The organism is Aeromonas sp. S8(2024) (assembly GCF_041403085.1).
Taxonomy (GTDB): Bacteria; Pseudomonadota; Gammaproteobacteria; order Enterobacterales; family Aeromonadaceae; genus Aeromonas; species Aeromonas dhakensis.
On the sequence record NZ_JBGLRF010000003.1, the window covers coordinates 738,305 to 758,977 of the forward strand.

Genomic DNA, 20,673 nt, shown 5'->3' on the forward strand with positions numbered 1-20,673 from the left:
CTCGACCACCCCGCTGACCAGTCACCCGCCGGGCGGTACGGCCAGCAACCCGCCGTTACCAGCTGCGCACGGGCCCGGTGTCGAGGTGCACGAAGTTGTCGCTCGGGTAGTAACCGACGCCGCCCACCTTGAGATGGAGCGCCGCCTTGCGCAGGTGCGCCAGCTGTACCCCGGGGATCCGCACGTCCACCGCCTGCCCCAGGGTGTGGTAGCTGTGCTTGGCTACCCCGCGGCTGCGACTGCGCTTCTGGCGATTGGTCACAGGGGAGCGATAGCCCGAGATGAGCTGGATTTCGCCGTGGCGACCCAGCTTGTGCTGCAGCAGGTAGAGCTGGTCGAACAGCTTCCTGTCGATGTTGAACACTTCGTTGCGACGGTAGTCGCGAAAGATGTGGTTGAGCTCGGCCAGCCCGTCTTTCAGATAGCGGCCATCTTCCCAGTAGCTGGTGCGCACCCGCTCACCGGTATTGAGATTGAAGAAGCTGAGTTCACGTCCCGCCGTACTGCGGCTCGCCATGGCGGGGAAAGACAACAGCGAGCCCCCCAGCAGGCAACCGGCACCCAGCAGCAGGCGACGTCGGCTTATCTCTTGATCAAGCATCCCTTGTCCGTCCATCGCAATGTTGAGGTGAAACCGTTGAATGAATTTGATACAGGCGCTTGAAACTACCCGCCGAGCCGGCCGCTGTCAAACCGCAAGGGGCCATGAAAAAGCCCGGCGCAGGCCGGGCTTTTCACTCTGTGGCGAGGATCACAGCAGGCGACTCTGGTAGCTGACTCGATCAAATCCATAGATGTCGTTGCGCAGTTGCTGACGACCCTCCTCGTCGATCCAGCTGCTCCAGTAGACGGTGAACACCGGGATCGGAGTGGTCAGCGGCAGCCACTTGGTCTGGCTCTCTTTCAGGATGCTGGCCACCTTGTCGGGCTGGTAGCGGGAGTCCGCCAGCAGCAGCTCGGCCAGATCGTCGGCGTGCTCCACCCGGATGCAACCCGAACTGAAGGCGCGCGCCCCCTGCTCGAACAGCGCCTTGCGCGGGGTGGAGTGCAGGTAGATCGCCTCGTTGTTGGGCAGATAGAACTTGTAGCGACCCAGTGCATTGTGATCGCCCGGCTTTTGCCGCAGACGATAGGGGAAACCGGACGCCAGTGCCTGCTGCCAGCCCTCTTCGGTGAACTGCACCGGATTGCCTTCGCCGTCGATCACCTCGAACTGCTCGCGATTGAGGTAGGCGGGGTCGCGCCCCAGCTTGGGCAGAATGTCCTTGCTCAGGATGGAGCGCGGCACGTGCCAGGCCGGGTTGAGCACGATGGAGCGGATCTCGCTGGCGAGGATCGGGGTAGCCCGCTGCTCCTTGCCCACGATAACCCGGCTGGTGAATACCTCGTTGCCGGACTCCACCACGCTCAGCCGATAGTCGGGGATGTTGACCAGCACGTAGCGGGCACCGGAGAGCTGATCCACCAGATCGCGTCGCCACAGGTTGCGCAGCAGCAGGCTGGCGCGCACCTCGGGCCCGGTGTTGAGCCAGCTGCGGGTCTGCCGGCCTATGATGCCGTCGGCGGTCAGGCCGTGGCGGCGCTGGAACTGCTTGACCGCCTGCAGGGTGTCGTCGTCGTAGATGGCGTCGTCATGGCGCGGGGCCGTGTCGCCCAGCTCGTTGAGGATGGAGCGGATCTGGCCCAGCTCCGGAGAAACCTCGCCGGCTCGCAGGGTTGGCATGGTCAGGGTCGGCCACTTCTTGGCCATGGGCAGCGCCAGCAGCTTGCGCACTTCCTCGCGCACCGCCTCGTATTCCGCGACCTGGGGTCTGAGCTGCTTGACCTGTTCCAGCAGGTTGTCGCCGGCCGGCTCATGAGCCAGCGGCTTGTTCAGATTAAGTTTGAGGGTCTGCATCTGCTCGCGGGAGACCAGATCCATGGCGCGCCATGCCTGCTGGAACCGGGCCAGCTTGCCGAACGCCTCGTCATAGAGGGCGCCGCGCTGATCCGCCGGCTTGGCCTGCAGCTTCTTCCAGAGCGTATAGAAATCCGGGTGCAGCTGGGCCAGCACGGCCTCCTGCAGTTGCTGCTCCAGCTCTTGCCTGGCCTGCTCCGCCGTCCGGTTCTGATACCAGTCGTGCTGCTCCGCCGCATTGCTCACCACCACCTGGCCTTCGCTGGCCTGTGCCATGGCCGCTGGCCAGCAGCCCAGCCAGATCAGGTTTGCCAATGCCAGCCAATACTTCTTCCCCATGCTTACCTCAAGATAGGTTCACTTCAATCCGTCAGACCCGGCGGTCAAGGCGCTCATCATGCGTGAATGCCCGCGACTTTGCTAGCCGGCGGGCGCATAGCGCCGCCAGATAATGTCATACTCATTTGTTGCTTTAAACTTGACCAGCTCGCGATTGAACTCCCGCACGAATTCGGGAGACAACCGTTTCTTGCTGAACATGAAAAAGGTCGGTGCTTCATATACGGCCATGGCATGGGGGACGATCAGATCGCTCAGCCCCTCCTTCTTCAAGCCCCAGGGGGTGGCCAGCACATCGCCGAGGAAACCGTCGATGCGTCCCAACACCAGCTTGCCGTAGTTTTGCTCGTCGTTGACCACGCTCACCTGGGCGGCATAACGGCGCAGCAGCTCGCTGATCTCGGCGCCGTAGTAGTAGTCCTTGGTGACCCCCAGGGTATGCCCGTCAGCCAGCCAGCTCGCCAGATCGGTGTCGGCATAGGAGTCTGACTTGCGGATCCAGAGCACGCTGCGGCCCGGATTGTAGGCATCGGAAAACCAGGCGTAACGGGCACGATCCTCGTTGAAGTAGGCCTCCATGGCAATGTCGACCGACCCCAGCGCCAGACCGTGCAACACCCGTTTCCAGGGCATCTCCACGTAGCTGGCCTTGCAATCCAGCCGTTTGAGCATGGCGTTGAGCGCCTCGATGGCAAAGCCCTGCAGCTCTTTCTTGCCGGCCGCGGCCTCGAGGTAATAGTGATAGGGCGGCCAGTTGTCATAACCGATCCGCAAGGGAGCAGGGCACAGCGCATTTGCCGATACCAGCGGTGTCAGCAGCCAGAGCATCCAGCAGCAGAGTTTCAGCTTCATGGGTCATCCTTGACGGCGTATCAGCTCATCATAAATCGGCCTCGGCAAAATGGCGACAGATCCTGCCACAGGGATGCAGACCATGATCGGGGCACCGAAAAAGCGGCATCGCCCGAGCAGAAAAGGGGCCCGGCCAGCCCGCAACAACAGGGCCTGGGGGCTAGCTAAAAAGAGGGAGAAGCGACATTTGGAACACCAATCAGAAAGGGGTTAATATGTGACCAAATATATTTTTGTGATCCACTATGCTTTTTTTGCAATTGGATTAGCATATGCGCGAAATCAGCCTACAAACCGTGAGGCGCAGAGAGTGATATGACGTACAAAAAGTTTGGTTTTCTGACCGCCATCATGGCGCTGAGTGGTTTCTATCTCTACACCCTCTATCTGGCTGCCCACCCCAACGTGAGCCTGGCCTACAAGCTCTATTACCTGGAAGGCAAGACCCGCTTCTGGGAGCACAACTCCAGCATGACCTACCAGCCCGGCAACGAGCTCAATCTGACCAAGCCGAGCCGCTTCCTCTCCAGCGAAGGCTGGGCCAAGAAACCGAGCGCGGACGGCACCGAACTGAGCGGCCAGGGTGGCCTCTATTTCGTGCTGCCCAAGCAGCAGGCACAGCCGGAAGAGCTGACCATCCAGGCCCGGGTCAACAGCCCGCAGGCCGGCGCCCTGCTCAAGGTGGCACTGGGTCACGATTTCACTACCACCGTCAAGCTGGCCAAGGCCGGCATCAACGAGATCCGTCTCAGCCTGCCGGGCGAGTCGCTGACCTCGGATCCCAAGCGTCCCAACTTTCTGGCGCTCTCCGCCCCGACACCGCTCAATGTCCAGTCGGTGCGCTTGACCGTCGCCCAGTAAGACGTATTCTCCAATACGCTGTTTTATAAAATAATTTTCCAAATAAGGAAGTTTTCATGTCGCATGCCGATTTTCGACTCTCTCTGATCGTTCCCGTTTACAACGAGGAAGAGAGCATAGATGCCTTCATCAACGCGATAGATAACGAACTGGCGCCGCTCAGGGATCAGCTGGAAATTGTATTCGTCAACGACGGCAGCCGCGACCGCACCCGTGAAGTCGTCGAGCAGGCCATCACCCGCGACCCGCGCGTCACCCTGGTCAACCTGGCCCGCAACTTCGGCAAGGAGGCGGCCATGACCGCCGGCCTGCATCATGCCAAGGGTGATGCCGTGGTGCCGATGGACGTGGATTTGCAGGATCCGCCCTCGCTCATTCTCGAATTCGTCAAGCTGTGGCAGACCGGCGACTACGACACCGTCTACGGCATCCGGGTGGATCGCAGCGCCGACACCCCGATGAAGCGCCTCACCGCCGGCGGCTTCTACCGCTTCTTCAACGCCCTCTCCACCAGCACCAAGCTGCCGGAGAACGCCGGCGACTTCCGCCTGATCGACCGCAAGGTGGTCGAGGCGATCAAGCAGCTGCCGGAGCGCAACCGCTTCATGAAGGGGCTGTTCGCCTGGGCCGGTTTCCGCGCCGTCGGTGTGCCCTACGAGCGCCCCGCCCGCCACGCCGGCGAGACCAAGTTCAACTACTGGAAGCTGTGGAACTTCGCCCTCGACGGTCTGATGAGCTTCTCCAGCTGGCCGCTGCGGGTATGGAGCTACGTCGGCGTCGGCGTCTCCTTCGTCGCCTTCCTCTACATTCTCAAGATCGTCACCCAGGTGGTCTTCTTCGGCATCGACGTGCCGGGTTACGCCTCCCTGATGTCGGTGGTGCTGTTCCTCGGTGGCATCCAGCTGCTGTCGCTCGGCATCATCGGCGAGTACATCGGCCGCATGTTCGTGGAAGTGAAGCAGCGCCCCGTCTACCTCATCGAAGGGGTCTACGGCCAATATGCGAAACAGGATGAAGAGCCCAAGCAGGACGCCGCCACCGGCAGCAAGAAGAGCGCCGGCAAGAAGGCTGCAGCTGCGAAAGCCGCTGATGACCAGCAGGAGCAGGCTTCTCAATGATCTCCCGCGAGGAATTCTGGCGGCTGGTACGTTTCGGGTTTGTCGGCGGGGGGGCCACCCTCGTCGATCTGGGCACCTCCATCGCCCTGTTTCACACCTGGCCCACCATCTCGGAGCACCTGGTGACGACGCTGGCCTTTGCCATCGCGTTCTGGTTCTCCTTCTTCGGTCACCGTTACATCACCTTCCAGAAGCAAGGTGCCGCCAGCAAGTTCCTGCTGGTCGCCCTCTTCTCGCTGGCGGTGCGTAACCTGATATTGAGCGGTCTGCTGTTTGCGGGTCTTTCCGGTCTGTTGCCGGTGGTGATCGCCACCCTGACGGTCACCGTGCTCACCTACCTCCTCTCCAGGATCTGGGTATTTGCCTGATGAATGACATGACTACCACCACAGCCCCCGACCAGGTGGCGCCCTATCGCCCGTCACTTCGCATCAGCGGTCGCGACTGGCAGATGATCATCGCCGCCTTCGTGCTGAGCCGGGTCGCCCTGTACGGCATGGGTTACTTCGGCGTCCAGCTCTACGGCGCCACCGACATAGGCCCGCTGCAGGCCTATTGCCAGTTTGACTGTGTCTGGTTCCAGCGCATCATCGAGAACGGCTACGACCTCTACCCACGCTGGCTGAGCAAGGGCAACGCGGCCAACTGGGCCTTCATGCCGCTCTACCCGATGATCTCCGGCACCCTCTCCAACCTGCTCAACGTCGAGAGCCTGATCGGCCTGATGCTGGTGGCCAACCTGGCGTTCTTCATCAGCCTGCCGCTGATGCTGCTGGTGCTGCGCCAGCTCAAGCTGGGTGATGACACCGCCCGCTTCGGTGTCTGGCTGCTCGCCTTCTCCCCCTTCTCCGCCTACTTCGTCTCCGGCTATACCGAGTCGATGTTCATGGCGCTGATGCTGGGCATGTTCCTGTTCGCCTATCGTCAGCAGTGGCTGATGGTGGCCCTACTCGGCGTCTTCATCTCCGCCACCCGCAACCTGGGGGTGATGATGGTGTTCCCGGTGCTGATCCTGGCGCTGCAGGCCTACGGCTGGCGCGAGTTCTTCCGCTTCACCGAGCGCGCCTTCAAGGTGGTGTTCACCCTCTGGATGATCCCGCTCGGCCTGTTCGCCTACATGTTCTATCTCTATCACCTCACCGGTGACGCGCTGGCCTTCAAGCATATCCAGGTGGCCTGGGGCCGTTACATGGACAGCCCGCTGGACTGGTGGCTGAGCGGCTTCGAGCTGGGCGGACGCAAATCCTACCTCTCCATCATGGTGATGTTTGGCTGGGCTCTGAACCTCTATCTGTTCAGCCAGAAGCGCTGGGCCGAGGCGACCCTGATGTTCATCTGCTGCACCATTCCGCTGATGACAGGGCTCAACGCCATGCCGCGCTACATGTTCGGCCTCTATCCGACCATGCTGGCGATCGTGCTGTTGACCCATCGCTGGCCAGCCATTCGCCCGGCCGTGCTCTGCCTGAGCGGCATGGTGGCCTCCTTCATCGCGGTGGCCTTCGTCAACTTCAAGTTCTTCACCGTGTGACGAAGGTGGCAATGCAACAAGCCGGTCTATCGACCGGCTTTTTTTATGGGCGCGACACCCCGCTCACACTTTTCCATTCTTGAAAACGTAACCATTTGAACTGATGTCACAAATCGACGGTTTGCCTGTCCAAGCCCGCCCTCATGCCTCCTAGAATGAGCCCCATTGACGGCAATCTGGTCCGCTTAACCCCAGCAAGGAATGGCTTATGCGTCGCACTCCCTCGGTTTCTTCCCTCTGGCTCGCCCTGCTGGCCAGCCCCCTCTTCCTCCCTCAGGCCATGGCCGCCGAGGTGCGCCTCTACGTGGATGACCAGCCGGTCGGCGCGCCGCTGACGCTGGACAAGGGGGCGGTGCAGCTGACCCATCCGCTCACCAAGGGGAGCCACCAGATCCGCATCAGCGACGCGGGCAACAGTTGCGGCACCAGCTTCGGCCCGAGCGAGGCCAAACCGCTCCCCTTCGGCACCGCCCAGCCCATGGACAAGTGCAGCAAGGGGCAGCACTTCAACCTGCGGGTGATGCTGGCGGGGGATTATGAGTTCACCTTCAACCCGGATACCCCCAGCCTCAAGGTGCTGCGGGCCACCAAGAAGAGCGAGTTCAAGCGCCAGCCGCCAGCGGAGCCCTGCATCAGCTGGGATGGTGGCCCGGTGACCGTATCCCTGAAAGGAGTCTGGCCCGACGGCACCCAACTGCAGGATGCCTACTCCGGCCAGCAAGGTGTGGTCAAGGGCGGCAAGCTGACCCTGACACCCAGTAAAGAGAGCGGCGGCCTGCTGCTGCTCGAACCGGTCAAGGCAGTCACGGCGGCCCCCTTCAGCTGGGATCAGGCGAGCGTCTATTTCCTGCTGACCGACCGCTTCAACAACGGCGATCCCGCCAACGACCACAGCTTCGGTCGCCAAAAGGACGGGCAGGATGAAGTGGCCACCTGGCATGGCGGCGACTTCAAGGGGCTGACCGCCAAGCTCGACTACATCAAGCAGCTTGGCATCAACGCCATCTGGATCACCCCCATGGTGGAGCAGGTGCACGGCTTCATCGGCGGTGGTGAGCAGGGCAACTTCCCCTTCTACGCCTACCACGGCTACTGGGCGCTCGACTTCACCAAAATCGACCCCAACTACGGCGACGAGGAGAGCCTGAAGACCCTGGTGGACGAGGCCCACAAGCGCGGCATGCGCATCATCCTCGACGTGGTGATGAACCATGCCGGCTACGCCACCCTCGCCGACCTGCAAGATCTGGGGCTCACCGATCTGGCCCAAAACACAGCCAAACTACCGACCACCTGGAACCAGTGGCGCCCGAGCGGCGGTCTCAACTGGCATGGCTACAACCAGTTCATCGATTACCAGTCGCCGAAATGGGACCAGTGGTGGAGCGGTGACTGGGTGCGGGCCGGCCTGCCCGGCTACCCGCAGCCCGGCACAGATGATGTCACCGGCTCGGTGGCGGGGCTGCCGGACTTTCTGACCGAATCCACCAAGCCGGTGGGGCTGCCGCCGCTGCTGGCGGCCAAACAGGACACCAGGGCCAAGGCACTGCCCAACGCCACCGTGAGCGACTATCTGATTGCCTGGCACACCGACTGGGTGCGCCGCTTCGGCATCGACGGCTTCAGAGCCGACACCGTCAAACACCTGGAGCCCGCCGTCTGGGCCCGCCTCAAGCAGGCCGGCACCGCCGCCCTCAAGGAGTGGAAAGCCGCCAACCCGACCAGGAAGCTCGACGATCTGCCCTTCTACATGGTGGGTGAGGTGTGGGATCACGGGGTGGCCAAGGATTTCTGGTATCAAAATGGCTTCGATTCGCTGATCAACTTCGATTATCAGCGCGAGTTCGCCCTGCCCCAGGCCCAATGTCTGGCCAGCGCCGAGCCCACCTATGCCGGCTATGCCAGCCGCATCAATCAGGATCCCGAGTTCAACGTGCTGAGCTACATCAGCTCCCACGACACCAAACTGTTCTTCGGCGACTATCAGGACGTGCCGCTGCAGCGCCGGGTCGCCAGCAGCTTCATGCTGCTGCCGGGCGGCATCCAGATCTACTACGGCGATGAGTCCGGCCGCGGGCTCGCCAAGGATGGCGGCGTGTTCGATCAAGGCTTGCGTTCTGACATGAACTGGCAGGAACTGGCCGGCGGCGAGAAAGCCGAGCTGGTCAAGCACTGGCAGCGGCTCGGCCAGTTCCGCGCCGCCCACCCGGCGGTAGCGGCGGGCAGCCACAAGAAACTGGCCGACAGCCCCTATGCCTTCGTGCGGGAAAAGGGGGATGACAAGGTGGTGGTGGTGTTCGCCGGCCGCCAGCCGTAATCCAGCTTAAGGAATCAAACCCAAACAGAGAGGGGAGCCAGTGGCTCCCCTCTCTGTTTACACCAGCCGTTCAGACAAGCTGTTTACAACGGTTGTGCCCGCGGGTTCACTGCGGCTGACGGGCGGCCGCCGGCCACTGCAGACGCGCCTTGACCAGGGTCTGCTGCCACAGCGGCCAGGCCAGCAGCGCCTGCTGATAGGCGCCCGCCTGGCCGGGCAGCTGGATGCCGTAGCTCGCCAGCCGGTAGGCCATCACCGCATAGAAGGCATCGAGGATCCCCGCCTCGCCAAAATAGAAGGGGCCCCGCGCCTGGGACCAGATGGTCTGCAGCCGGGCCAGCTCGCCGATGGCCTCCACCGGCGGTTCGCTGCGGGTCGGGGCGCCGAGGAAGAAGGGCAGCAGGGTACGGATCTGGCTAAAACCGGCGTGCAGCTCGGCGCAGAGGCTGCGGGCCAGCGCCCGCTCGGCTTGCGCTTCGGGGTAGAGCCAGCGATCGGGGCAGAGCTCGTGCAGGTACTCGGCGATGGCCAGCGAGTCGTGCACCCGCACGCCCTCGTGATCGAGCCAGGGCACCAGGCCGGCGGGGGCCAGCCGTTTGAGCCGCTGCAGATCCTTGGCATCTTCCAGATCGAACACCTGCTCCTGCCACTCCAGCCCGCTCATGGCCAGCACCAGCGCAGCCCGCATCGCCCAGGTGGAGCCAGTGCCCACCGTCAATACCAGAGATCCCATCTATTGCCTCCTGCATGGGTTGTTCATGACCATCCCATCAGCCCCAATGGCACGACATCCGACGGTCGCTTCACATTTGCGCGCCGGCAGGTTTGACCCTCTCCGGGAGCGGTGCTAGTTTGATTTTCCAAAACAATCAGTTAGCAACAATGTGAGCAATGGACAGCCAATTTACCATCGTCATCGCAGATGACCACCCCCTGTTTCGGGGCGCCCTCTATCAAGCGGTGCACATGGCCATCGACGATGCCCAGCTGCTGGAAGCGGACTCCATCGACAGCCTGGCCCACCTGCTGGGTGAGCACCCGGAAGTCGACCTGCTGCTGCTCGATCTCAAGATGCCGGGGGCCAACGGCTTCTCCGGTCTCGCCCACCTGCGTGGCCAGTATCCCGACCTGCCCATCGTGGTGGTATCCGCCTCGGAAGAGCCCGCCATCATCCAGCAGGTGCTGCGGCTCGGCGCGCTCGGCTTCATCCCCAAATCGGCGCCGATGAAGGAGCTGGTCAACGCCCTCAATACGGTGATCGGGGGTGACAACTGGGTGCCGGCCGGCATCTCGCTCCACCCTGAACCCTGTGAGGGCACCGATTTTGCCAGCAAGCTGGCCAGCCTCACCCCCCAGCAGTACAAGGTGCTGGTGATGCTGCGCGACGGCAGCCTCAACAAGCAGATCGCCTGGGAGCTCAACGTCTCCGAGGCCACCATCAAGGCCCACATCACCGCCATCTTCAGAAAACTCGGTGTCAAGAACCGCACCCAGGCGGTTATAGCCCTGCAGCAGATGGATATCAAGGAGAGCTGAACCCTCCCAGCAAGCCTGACATCATCTGCCACTCGACAAATAGCACGGTCGTACTTTATGCTGCCCCGGTCAATGAAGGAGAGTGCGATGAGCAAGGGCCGGCTGACCCGCGACAACATTTTGCAGACTGCGTTCGAGCAGGCGAGCCAGCAGGGGCTGGAGAGCCTCACCATCGGCTCCCTTGCCAGCGCCTGCGAGATGTCGAAAAGCGGCCTGTTTGCCCACTTCCAGTCCCGCGACAACCTGCAGATCGCCGTGCTGGAGTACGCCGCCGAGGTGTTCCGGGAGCGAGTGATCCAGCCGGTACGCCAGCAGCAGCACGGCAGCCAGCGAGAGAAGCTGATTGCCCTGCTGCAGGCCTGGCTGGCCTGGAACCAGTGTTTCGCCGGTCGCTGCATGTTCCTCGACGCCTGGACCTCGGCCCAGGAGGGTGAGGTACAGCAGGCCGCCCGCCAGCTGGTGCGCTTCTGGCTCGACTACCTGGCCCGCCAGGTGGTGCAGGGACAGAGCGAGGGCGAGTGGCGCAGCGACATGGATCCCTGGCGCGCCGTCTACCGCCTCTACGGCCTCTATCTGGCGGATCAGGTGTTCAATGCCCTCGATCTGTGTCAGGATCCGGCCCGCCACTTCTGGCCCGAAGTGGAGACGCTGCTGGATGGCTGGCGCTGATGGATTGACCTCTCTTTTTTAAAACCGACAAAAAAGCACGACCGTTCGCACATAAAAACCACAGGATGACCATGAGCAGCAAGATCTACTTCAACACCCGCCGTTTCAGCCCGAGCAAATGGTTGCTTGGCCTTGGCACCCGCTTGCACCACACCCTGGCCCCCGCTCATGCCAAGCGTACCGCCAGCAAGCTGCTGCTCACCCCCCAGCGCAACCAGCGGGATGACTCGGCACCGGCCGGACTGGCCAAGCAGGCCGTACACACCAGCGAAGGCCCCCTGATGAGCTACCGGCTCGGCCAGGGGCCGGTCTGGCTGCTGATGCACGGCTGGTCAGGCAGCGCCAGCCAGTTCTACCCGCTGATGAGCCACATTGCGGCCCAGGGCTTCACGGCCATTGCCTACGATCACCCGGCGCACGGCCACAGCGCCGGCCATACCGGCCACTTGCCCCGCTTCGTGCGCGCCTTCGACGAACTTGTGGAAAAGATGGCGGCGGAGTGCGGCCCGCTGCAGGGCGTCATCGCCCACAGCATGGGGGGCGCCGTCACCCTCTCCAGCCGCCGACGCGAGCTGGATGCCCTGCCGCTGCTGCTCATCTCGCCGGTGCTCGACTACGTGCCCCAGCTCTACGGCATGGTGGCGCGCTCCGGCTACTCCATCCGGCTGTTCGATGCGGTGGTCAAGGAGATTGAGCAGGAGTACCAGCACCCCTTGAGCACGGTCGACCCGCTGGGGCGGCTCGCCGGCCGCAGCGGGGCCGCCATCATAGTGCACGACGAGGAGGACCGCTTCGCCCCGCACGGCGATTCTCTGCGCGCCACCCAGGATGGTCGCACCCGGCTGGTGAGCACCCGCGGCCTCGGCCACGGCCGCATCCTCGCCAGTGCCCCGGCCTTCGCCGCCTTCGATCAGCTGAGCGCCGCCCACAGCAACCACTGAACAGCCTCAAAAAGGGCCTGCAAAAAAATGGTTGGCAGGCCTGTTTTTATATTTGATACAGCGTCTTATAGTTAAATTGCTCGGTGGCAACACCCCCAGTGGCATGCATAAGGCGCAGTATCATGGCCAGACCCAACACAGCTCTTCTGTTGACCGGTGGTGGTGCCCGCGCCGCCTACCAGGTCGGCGCCCTCAAGGCGATCGCCGAGTTCTATCCCCGCAATCTCGGCATTCCATTTCCCATCCTGTGCGGCACCTCGGCTGGCGCCATCAATGTCACCGCGCTGGCCTGCTACGCCTCCTGTTTTCATTTGGGAGTGCGCAAGCTGGAGTGGGTCTGGCGCCGTTTCGAGACCCACCACATCTTCGACTTTCACCCGGGGCGCCTGTTGTGGAGACTGATGTACGAGGGCTCGGCGGGGCTCGTCAATCCCCACACCAACCACGCCTTTCACTTGTTCGACAATGCGCCGCTGCGCCGCCTGCTGGATCAGCTCATCGACTATCACCGCATCGATGACAACATCCTCTACGGCAGCCTGGAGGCGCTGGCCATCACCGCCTCCGACTACGACGATGGCCTCTCCACCACCTTCTTTCAGGGGAGAGCCGAGCACCTGCCGTGGGAGAGGGCCAGACGGCGCGGGCTGCGCACCCTGCTCACCTCGGATCACCTGCTCGCCTCCTCGGCGCTGCCATTCGTCTTCCCGGCCACCCACATCGGCGACAAATTCTACGGCGACGGCTCCATCCATCAGTTGAGTCCGCTCAGCCCCGCCATCCACCTGGGGGCGGAGCGGATCCTGCTGATCACCCTGGATCCGCCGGCGCACACGGCACCCACCTTCCACCATGGCCACCTGACCAGCTCCAACATCGCCAGCCACCTGCTGGACACCGTCTTCACCGATACCCTCAACTCGGATCTGGAGCGGTTGTGGCGCATCAACCAGACCCTGGATCTCATCCCGGAGCGGGAGCGCAACCGGTTGAAACTCAAACGGGTGGAGACCTGCGTGCTCAAGCCGAGCCAGGATCTCGATCTGCTGGCGCTGGCCTATCTGCGCAAGCTGCCGGTGCATCTGCGCCGCCTGCTGCGGGTGCTGGGGGTGACGGGGGACGAGACCAGCAGCCTGGCCAGTTTCCTGATGTTCTATCCCGGCTACTGCCAGCAGCTGATCAAGCTGGGCTACCTGGATACCCTGAACGAGCGCCAGCGGGTCGAACAGTTTCTGGGGATAGAGGAGGCGGTACGGGCCGAGGCCTGAGCCGGGGCATTCAAGGGAGGTGGGGACGGCATTGGCAGCAGGGCTGGTGCAACATGGGCTCAGGGATCAACGTCCCTCCAGCAGACGCTGCTCCGCCTGCTCCACCGCCACCGCATTGCCAAACAGCACCAGCTTATCCCCCGTCGCCAGCACCAGTTCTGGCTTGGGCTCCAGCCGCTGTGTGCCCCGCTGCACCTCCCTGATCCGCACCGCATCGAGCCCCAGCGCCTGCACGCTGCGTCCCACCGCCCAGGCCTGCTCGTGCAGCAGCACGGGGTGCAGCCGCTCGAGCAGCTGATCCGTCTCCAGATTGCCGGCGCTTTGATCCCCCCAGTAGAAACCGTGCAGAAAACGGTACTGGCTGCTGCGCTCGTGCTCCATGCGCCGGATCACCCGGCCGATGGGGATGTCGCAATTGAGCAGCAGGTGGGAGACCAGCATCAGGGCCCCCTCCTGGGATTCGGGGATCACCTCGAAGGCCCCCGCCCGCTTGAACGCCTCCAGGAAGCTGTCATCCCGGGTGCGCACCAGCACCTTCACCTCCCCCGCCAGCTCCCTGATCAACGCCAGCATGGCCTCCACCCGCTTGTGATCGTCAAAGGTGATGATCACCAGCCGGGACCGCAGCAGGCCGGCGGCCAGCAGGATGTCGCGGCGGCTGGCATCGCCGAACGCCACCTGCTCCCCCGCCGACTTGGCCTCGCTCACCCGCTCCGGGTCGAGATCCAGCGCCAGGAAGGGGATCTCCTCCTGCTTGAGAAAACGGGCGCAGGTCTGGCCGGCCCGACCAAAGCCCGCGATGATCACGTGCTGGCTCTTGCTCAGGCCAGACTGGGCCACCTCGGAGCGGGTGAGCAGGGCCGGATCGGTGAGGGAGCGGGCCAGATGATGGGCCTGCAGCACCAGCCAGGGCGTCATGGCGATGGAGGTGACGCCGATGCCGATGAGCAGGGAGACCAGCCGATGATCGAGCAGACCGTGGTGGTTGGCCAGCGCCAGCAGCACGAAGCCGAACTCCCCCACCTGGCTCAGCATGATCCCCGCCGCCATGGCGTCGCGCTTGCGCTCCCCCATCAGCCGGCCGGCCAGCAGCACCAGCAGGGACTTAAACAGGATGAGGGCCGGCACGCTCAGCGCCACCAGCCACCAGTCCAGCGCCACCCGCTGCCAGTCCATGGTCATGCCGATGGTGATGAAGAAGAGCCCCATCAGCACGTCTCGAAACGGCCGGATGTCCACCTCCAGCTGGTGACGGTAGTGGGATTCCCCCAGCATCATGCCTGCCAGAAAGGCCCCCAGCGCCATGGAGAGCCCCATCCACTGGGTGAGCGAGGCGGCCAGCAGCGCCACCAGCAGGGTGCTCAGCACGAACAGTTCATCGGAGCGGGCCCGCGCCACCTCGTGAAACAGCAGCGGCAGCAGCCACTTGCCCACCGCCAGCAGGCTCAGCAAGGCAAACAGCCCCTTGAGGGTGGCCCAGGCGATCTCCGCCAGCAGGGCGCTGCCCTGGATCTCCGGCCGGGCCAGAATGGGGATCATCACCAACAGCGGCACCACCGCCAGATCCTGAAACAGCAGCACGCTCACCCCGAGCTGGGCACGGCGGGTATGCAACTGCTTCTGATCCCCCAGCTGCTTGATCACCACGGCGGTGGAGGAGAGCGCCAGGGTGCCCGACACTACCAGCGCCTGAGGCAGGCTCAGGCCCCACCACCAGGCGATGGTAAAGAACAGCAGGGAGGTGAGCAGCACCTGCAGGCCGCCCACCCCGATCACCAGTCGGCGCATGGCGATGAGCCGGGGCAGCGAGAACTCCAGCCCCAGCGAGAACATCAGAAAGACGATACCGAGCTCGGCGATGGTCTGCATGATCGCCTGGCCGGTGATCACGGCGGCGCCATGGGGGCCGAGCACGACCCCGGCGAGCAGGTAGGCGAGGATCACCGGCTGGCCCAAGCGCCGGAAAATCGCCACCAGCAGGACGGCGGCAAGCAGCAGGATCAATACGTCTGCGTACAATATTTCCTCCTTTTTTATCTACTTAAGCCTAGCCAGCCGCCCTTGTTCACATCGAACATATTTTGGGCACAGGTATTGCAGGTAAGCAGCAGGAAGTAGGTTGTTTGAGGGCTGTACCGTGGAAAACACATCATCATTGAGCGGTTTGGGACATGGCATCGAGCAGTGGGTTCGCCAGATGGAGCGGCTCACGCCGCTGGCAAGCCAGGATCGCAACCAGCTGCTCGAGCAGTTGCTGGTGCAGACCGATCTGGGCAGCCTGCTGGCAACTTTTGCCGATCGTGCGGCAAGAATTGTCCGGATCCACAGCCTGCACTTCGACTGTGGCCAGCCGCACACCCTGATCCAGCATCCGCCCCAGGCCAGCCTGAGCCTGCACAGCTACTCGTTCGAGCTGCGCGGTCAACACGGCCAGTTGCTGGGCCAGCTGCACTACACCCTCGAACACGCCCTGAGCGGCAGTCAGCAACGGGTATTGCAGCAGTATCATCAGCTGCTCAGCCTGCCGCTGCCCCTCTATCTGCGCCTGTCACAGCTGGAGCTGCAGGTGCGGCTCGATCACCTGACCGGGCTCGGCAACCGCTCCTATTTTGACGAGGCCATCGGCCGCGCGGTGGAGCAGCACAGCCGGGAATCCCACGGGCTGGTGCTGGTGCTGCTGGATCTCGACAGCTTCAAGCAGATCAACGACACCTGGGGCCACCCGGTGGGCGATCTGGTGCTTAGCCGCTTCGCCCAGCTGCTGACCCACTGCATCCGCAGCACGGATCAGGCGTTTCGCCTCGGCGGCGACGAGTTCGCCCTGCTGCTGCAACCCGCCGAGCCCGAGGCCTGGCGCCCGGTCTGGCTGCGTCTGCAGCACATGTTGCTGACTCATAAGGAGCTCAGCACCTTCTCGGTCGGCTGCAGCCTGGGAGCCGCCAGCTGGCAGTCCGGGGTGGACGTGCACAGCCTGTACGAGGCGGCCGATGCCCACCTCTACGCCCGCAAGAAGGCAGGCAAGGCCGGCCTGCTGGACTGAACCGGCCAGCCACTGAATACGACAAGGCCGGCATATGCCGGCCTTGTCCGTTTGCTGCAGAGAGGATTACAGCGGGGGCTGACAGGCCGCCGCCGGCAGCCAGTGCCAGGCCAGGCCAGGCTCCTGCGTCATGAATCCGTCACAGAGGAACAACTCGCCCACCGCCACCACCTGCTCGCCGTAATAGAGGATGGGAATGCGGCCGCGCTGCCAGGAGGGCACCCCGTACTCCTGCAGCAGCTTCTTGAGGCGTCGGCTGCCGCCACGCCCCACCGGCTTGAGCATGCTGCCGGCGGCCACCCCGAAGCGCACCGACAGCGGCTCGTCCGCCCCTGGCAGCCGCAGCCCCTCGCCCTCCGTCCGCGATAACAGTCTCACCTCGCCGAGCCCGTCCGGCAGGATCAGCGTCTCCCCCACCCTCAACGCCAGCTGCTCGTGACGAGGCTGCAGTCCGGGTCGCACCAGATAAAGCCGCCCCTGAAAGCGGCGGCAGCTCTGCTCCCCCCAGTTGAGCTGGGGATTGGCGTCTTCCCGCGCCAGCGCCACCTCCTGCCAGAGCAGACCGAGCTGCTCGCGGGAGGGCATCTCGCCTCCCTGGCGGCGGATCCAGTAACGCAGCAGGTTGTTGCGCCGGGTGCCTGACAGGGCCAGTAGTGGCGTGATCTGCAGCGCCTCTCCTGCCGCCGCCAGCCGCCAGTCGGCCTCGGCCAGCTCCTCCAGCAGCGCCTCCTGTTCGGCGCACAGCGCCATGCTGCGCGCCGCCGTCTGGGCCATGGCGGGCCAGCGGGCCTTGAGCTGGGGAATGAGCCGTTGGCGCAGGAAGTTGCGGTCATAACTCACATCCTGGTTGCTCTCATCCTCCACCCAGCCATAGGGGAGGCTGGCCGCCGTCTCGGCCAGCTCGGTCCGGCTCACCTCGAGCAACGGGCGCAGCAGCAGGCCGCCAGCAAAGGGCTGACTCGGCACCATGCCCGCCAGCCCGCGCAGACCGGCACCCCGCTTGAGCGCCAGCAGCAGGGTCTCCAGCTGATCGTCCTGATGGTGAGCGGTGAGCAGCCACTCCCCCTCCCCCAGGTGGGCGGCGAGTCGCTCATAACGCGCCGCCCGCGCCTGGGCCTCCAGGCTCTCCCCGTTGCCCCGACAGAGCTGCACCCGCTCCACGATGAGGGGCACCGCCAGTTGCCGGCACACCCCTTCGCAGTGAGCCACCCAGTCGTCGGCATGTGGGCTCAGGCCGTGATGAACGTGCAGGGCGTTCAGGGCGAGGCCGTGGGCGCGGGCAAAACGGGCCGCCAGCACCAGCAAGACGGTGGAGTCGAGCCCGCCGCTGAAAGCCACCAGCAGACCGCGGGAACCTTCCGGCGTGGGCAGGGTCTGACAAAAACGAGAATAAATACGAGAAATCATAGGCTTCCCCAATACGACCAGGCCGATCTTAGCAGAGTCGGGCTTATCAAGCGCTAACCCGGCTGCTAGAGTGAATCGCTCCCTGCGTGGGCAAGGAAGCCATATAACCCGAATTGGAATAAAACCATAATGAACAACAAGAAACACATCCTGGCCACCCTCGTCGGGCTGGCCCTGCTGGCCGGTTGCAGTCAGGCACCGAGCCAACCGGACAAACACTCCGGCCTTGCGCTGGCCAACATGGACACCAGCGTCAAGCCTGGTGACGACTTCTTCCGCTACGTGAACGGCCACTGGCTCGCCACGGCCAAGATCCCCGATGACAGGCCCGCCGACGGCGCCTTCTACCTGCTGCGGGACAAATCCCTGGCGGACGTGCGGGTGCTGGTGGAGGGGCTGGATGGCAAAGCCGCCGCCGGTACCCCGGCCCAGCAGATCCACGACCTCTACCAGAGCTATCTGGATCAGGCCGCCCGCAACGCCAAGGGCACCACGCCCCTGCTGCCAATGCTGAGCGAGATAGAGCAGATCAGCACGCCGCAGGATCTCGCCCGGGCCTTCGCCCAGAGCGCCCGCACCGGTGGCGGCTCCCCCTTCGGTTTCTGGATTGACGCCGACGCCAAGGCCCCTGACAGCTATGCCGTCTACCTCTACCAGGCCGGCCTCGGCCTGCCGGATCGGGACTACTACCTCAAGCGCGACCCCAACAGCCAGGCGCTGCTGCACAAGTACGAGCAGCACATCGCCGCCATGCTGGCCCGCTTCGGTGAGACGGATGCCCAGGGCAAGGCGAAACGCATCCTGGCCCTCGAGACCAGGCTCGCCCAGATCCAGTGGGACAACGTGGCCCTGCGAGACAGAGAGAAGAACTACAACAAGGGCCCGGTGAGCGAGCTGGGGCGCCTCGCCCCCGCCATCGACTGGAACGCCTACCTGGCCCAGGCCGGCCTTGCGGGGCAACAGAGCCTGGTCATCGGCCAGCCGAGCTACCTCTCGGCCCTGAACGAGGTGATGCAGCAGACCCCGGTCGCTGACTGGCAGGCCTACCTCAAGTGGCAGCTCATCACCGATTACGCCCCCTACCTCGACAGCCAGACCGATGCCCAGAATTTTGCCTTCTTCGGCACCGCTCTTAGCGGCACGCCCAAGCAGCGCGCCCCCTGGGAGCGGGCCCTTGGGGTGCTGGACAACAACCTTGGGGAGGCGGTGGGCAAGCTCTATGTCGAGCGCTACTTCCCGCCAGCGGCCAAGGCCCGTATGGAGCAGCTGGTGGAGAACCTGCGCACCGCCTACGGCCAGAGCATCCAGGAGCTGGACTGGATGTCCCCGGCCACCAAGACCCAGGCCCTCGAGAAGCTCGCCAAGTTCAGACCCAAGATAGGCTACCCGGACAAATGGAAGGACTACAGCGCCATCACCATTCGCCCCGACGATCTGGTGGGCAACCTGCAGCGGGCCCGCGCCTTCGAATACGCTGACAACCTGGCGCGCCTCGGCAAGCCGGTCGATCGGGACGAGTGGCACATGTCGCCCCAGACGGTGAACGCCTACTACAACCCGAGCAACAACGAGATCGTCTTCCCGGCCGCCATTTTGCAGCCCCCCTTCTTCGACATGACGGCGGACGATGCGGTCAACTACGGCGCCATCGGCGGGGTGATCGGCCACGAGATGGGCCACGGTTTTGATGATCAGGGGGCCAAATCCGACGGTGACGGCGTGATGCGCGACTGGTGGACGCCGGCGGATCTCAAGGAGTTTCGCTTCCGCACCAGCCGGCTGGTGGCCCAGTACAACCGCTTCGAGCCCATCAAGGGACAGTACGTCAACGGCCAGTTTACCCTGGGGGAGAACATCGGCGATCTCGGCGGCCTCACCATCGCCCACAAGGCCTACCTGCTCTCCCTGGATGGCAAGGAGGCCCCGGTGCTGGACGGTTTTACCGGCGAGCAGCGCTTCTTCCTCGGCTGGGCCCAGGTGTGGAAGGGCATGTATCGCCCCGAGCTGATGCAGATGCTGCTCGCCTCGGATCCCCACTCGCCGCCGGAATACCGGGTCAACGGCGTGGTACCGAACATCCCCGCCTTCTACGAGGCGTTCAAGATCCAGCCCGGCGACAAGCTCTATCTGGACCCGGCCAAACGGGTCAAGATATGGTGATGACAACCCGGGCAGGGGGCGGCCGACCAGCGGCCCCCTTCCCGTCACAGACACACAAGCAGCAACAAGGGTCCTCTCCATGAAAGCCTTATTCCTTACTCTCGGCCTGCTCACCCTGCCCCTCGCCAGCCAGGCGGCGGACGGCTTCTTCAAGCAGCTGACGCTCCCCTCCGGCCAGGTGGTGACCGTCAGCGAAGGGCGCGGCGAGCCCGCCTCCACCGGCAGCTACGACGTGCGCCTCTACTCCGGTGCCAACCCCCAGTTTCCGCTGGATCAGTTCATCGACGGCAAGGTGCTGCCGCGCGATGGCAGTATCAAGGAGATCAAGCTGCTGGATCTCAACGGCGACAAGCAGCCTGAAGTCATCGTCGTGGTGGAGAGCGCCGGCAGCGGCAGCTACCTGAGCGCCGACGCCCTCACCATCAATCCCCAGGAGGGGCTGGAGAGCTTCAACCACGTGGAGGGACTGGCCCCCAGTGACGATGTGATTGAGGCCCTCAAGACCCCCCGCGACTGACCCCCCACGCCCCGTATCACGGGGCGTTTTTTTACCCCGCGCCTCCCGATGCGGTGCCCACGGCCCCCCACAGGGCGGATGGACGACTGTTTTTTTCTGTGCCTATAATCGCCGCACCCTGCCATAACGAAACACAAGGAGGTAAAAAATGGTTATCCAAGCGTGTCCGATGTTCTCGGCTCGCCTGTTCGGCACATTCAAGTGCTCTTGCCTGCATACC

Annotated in this window: 18 protein-coding genes; 12 read left to right on the forward strand and 6 right to left on the reverse strand. The window is 63.8% G+C overall.

All coding sequences use genetic code 11. The features are described 5' to 3' along the window. Positions 1–55 precede the first annotated feature (55 nt). The 3 genes from ACB031_RS12225 to ACB031_RS12235 all read right to left on the reverse strand — a co-directional run bounded on the left by ACB031_RS12225 (position 56) and on the right by ACB031_RS12235 (position 3,088). Complete coding sequence (locus ACB031_RS12225) at positions 56–601, reverse strand: DUF882 domain-containing protein (RefSeq protein ID WP_005303369.1); 546 nt, start codon at positions 599–601, stop codon at positions 56–58. Positions 602–751: 150 nt separating this feature from the next. Further along, a complete protein-coding gene (locus ACB031_RS12230; RefSeq protein WP_139431412.1) occupies positions 752–2,236 on the reverse strand; it encodes a murein L,D-transpeptidase in 1,485 nt (494 codons plus the stop codon). 81 nt (positions 2,237–2,317) lie between these two features. After that, positions 2,318–3,088: a transporter substrate-binding domain-containing protein gene (locus ACB031_RS12235; RefSeq protein ID WP_319906651.1), complete on the reverse strand. Its 771-nt coding sequence runs from the start codon at positions 3,086–3,088 to the stop codon at positions 2,318–2,320. 315 nt (positions 3,089–3,403) lie between these two features. Here ACB031_RS12235 and ACB031_RS12240 point away from each other — a divergent pair, with 315 nt between their 5' ends. From ACB031_RS12240 to ACB031_RS12260, 5 genes are all read left to right on the forward strand, one after another. After that, positions 3,404–3,949, forward strand: coding sequence for a hypothetical protein (locus ACB031_RS12240; protein WP_005303374.1), 546 nt, complete (start codon positions 3,404–3,406; stop codon positions 3,947–3,949). Between the two features lie 56 nt (positions 3,950–4,005). After that, on the forward strand, positions 4,006–5,067 hold the full coding sequence (locus ACB031_RS12245; RefSeq protein ID WP_371139646.1) for a glycosyltransferase family 2 protein: 1,062 nt from the start codon (positions 4,006–4,008) through the stop codon (positions 5,065–5,067). After that, positions 5,064–5,435: a GtrA family protein gene (locus tag ACB031_RS12250; protein WP_005303379.1), complete on the forward strand. Its 372-nt coding sequence runs from the start codon at positions 5,064–5,066 to the stop codon at positions 5,433–5,435. Before ACB031_RS12245 ends, ACB031_RS12250 begins: the two co-directional genes overlap by 4 nt. Next, positions 5,435–6,598 carry a hypothetical protein gene (locus ACB031_RS12255; protein WP_371139647.1) on the forward strand — a complete coding sequence of 388 codons (1,164 nt, stop codon included), beginning with the start codon at positions 5,435–5,437 and terminating at the stop codon, positions 6,596–6,598. The genes ACB031_RS12250 and ACB031_RS12255 overlap by 1 nt, the downstream gene beginning before the upstream one ends. 208 nt (positions 6,599–6,806) lie before the next feature. Then, positions 6,807–8,915, forward strand: coding sequence for an alpha-amylase (locus ACB031_RS12260; RefSeq protein ID WP_371139648.1), 2,109 nt, complete (start codon positions 6,807–6,809; stop codon positions 8,913–8,915). A gap of 106 nt (positions 8,916–9,021) precedes the next feature. Here the strand turns inward: ACB031_RS12260 and ACB031_RS12265 are convergent, their stop codons facing one another. Next, entirely contained in the window at positions 9,022–9,648 is a 627-nt protein-coding gene (locus ACB031_RS12265; protein WP_025202074.1) for a glutathione S-transferase, read from the reverse strand. Positions 9,649–9,806: 158 nt separating this feature from the next. Between ACB031_RS12265 and ACB031_RS12270 the strand changes: the two genes are divergently transcribed. The 4 genes from ACB031_RS12270 (at position 9,807) to ACB031_RS12285 (ending at position 13,329) form a co-directional block, all read left to right on the forward strand. Next, the gene (locus tag ACB031_RS12270; RefSeq protein ID WP_095593209.1) at positions 9,807–10,451 is read left to right on the forward strand and encodes a response regulator transcription factor; all 645 of its coding nucleotides are present in this window, start codon (positions 9,807–9,809) and stop codon (positions 10,449–10,451) included. 87 nt (positions 10,452–10,538) lie between these two features. Beyond that, positions 10,539–11,120 carry a TetR/AcrR family transcriptional regulator gene (locus ACB031_RS12275; protein WP_017787811.1) on the forward strand — a complete coding sequence of 194 codons (582 nt, stop codon included), beginning with the start codon at positions 10,539–10,541 and terminating at the stop codon, positions 11,118–11,120. 71 nt (positions 11,121–11,191) lie between these two features. After that, positions 11,192–12,061: an alpha/beta hydrolase gene (locus tag ACB031_RS12280; protein ID WP_371139649.1), complete on the forward strand. Its 870-nt coding sequence runs from the start codon at positions 11,192–11,194 to the stop codon at positions 12,059–12,061. 122 nt (positions 12,062–12,183) lie between these two features. After that, positions 12,184–13,329, forward strand: coding sequence for a patatin-like phospholipase family protein (locus tag ACB031_RS12285; RefSeq protein ID WP_371139650.1), 1,146 nt, complete (start codon positions 12,184–12,186; stop codon positions 13,327–13,329). Positions 13,330–13,395: 66 nt separating this feature from the next. Here ACB031_RS12285 and ACB031_RS12290 read toward each other — a convergent pair whose 3' ends face one another. Next, on the reverse strand, positions 13,396–15,348 hold the full coding sequence (locus tag ACB031_RS12290) for a cation:proton antiporter (protein WP_371139651.1): 1,953 nt from the start codon (positions 15,346–15,348) through the stop codon (positions 13,396–13,398). Between the two features lie 100 nt (positions 15,349–15,448). Between ACB031_RS12290 and ACB031_RS12295 the strand changes: the two genes are divergently transcribed. Next, positions 15,449–16,369, forward strand: coding sequence for a GGDEF domain-containing protein (locus ACB031_RS12295; RefSeq protein ID WP_371139652.1), 921 nt, complete (start codon positions 15,449–15,451; stop codon positions 16,367–16,369). Between the two features lie 66 nt (positions 16,370–16,435). Here ACB031_RS12295 and tilS read toward each other — a convergent pair whose 3' ends face one another. After that, a complete protein-coding gene (gene tilS / locus ACB031_RS12300) occupies positions 16,436–17,776 on the reverse strand; it encodes a tRNA lysidine(34) synthetase TilS (RefSeq protein ID WP_371139653.1) in 1,341 nt (446 codons plus the stop codon). 129 nt (positions 17,777–17,905) lie between these two features. Between tilS and ACB031_RS12305 the strand changes: the two genes are divergently transcribed. Both ACB031_RS12305 and ACB031_RS12310 read left to right on the forward strand, forming a co-directional pair. Next, a complete protein-coding gene (locus ACB031_RS12305; protein ID WP_171865022.1) occupies positions 17,906–19,936 on the forward strand; it encodes a M13 family metallopeptidase in 2,031 nt (676 codons plus the stop codon). Between the two features lie 79 nt (positions 19,937–20,015). After that, on the forward strand, positions 20,016–20,453 hold the full coding sequence (locus tag ACB031_RS12310; protein WP_010673427.1) for a PliI family lysozyme inhibitor of I-type lysozyme: 438 nt from the start codon (positions 20,016–20,018) through the stop codon (positions 20,451–20,453). Positions 20,454–20,673 lie beyond the last annotated feature (220 nt).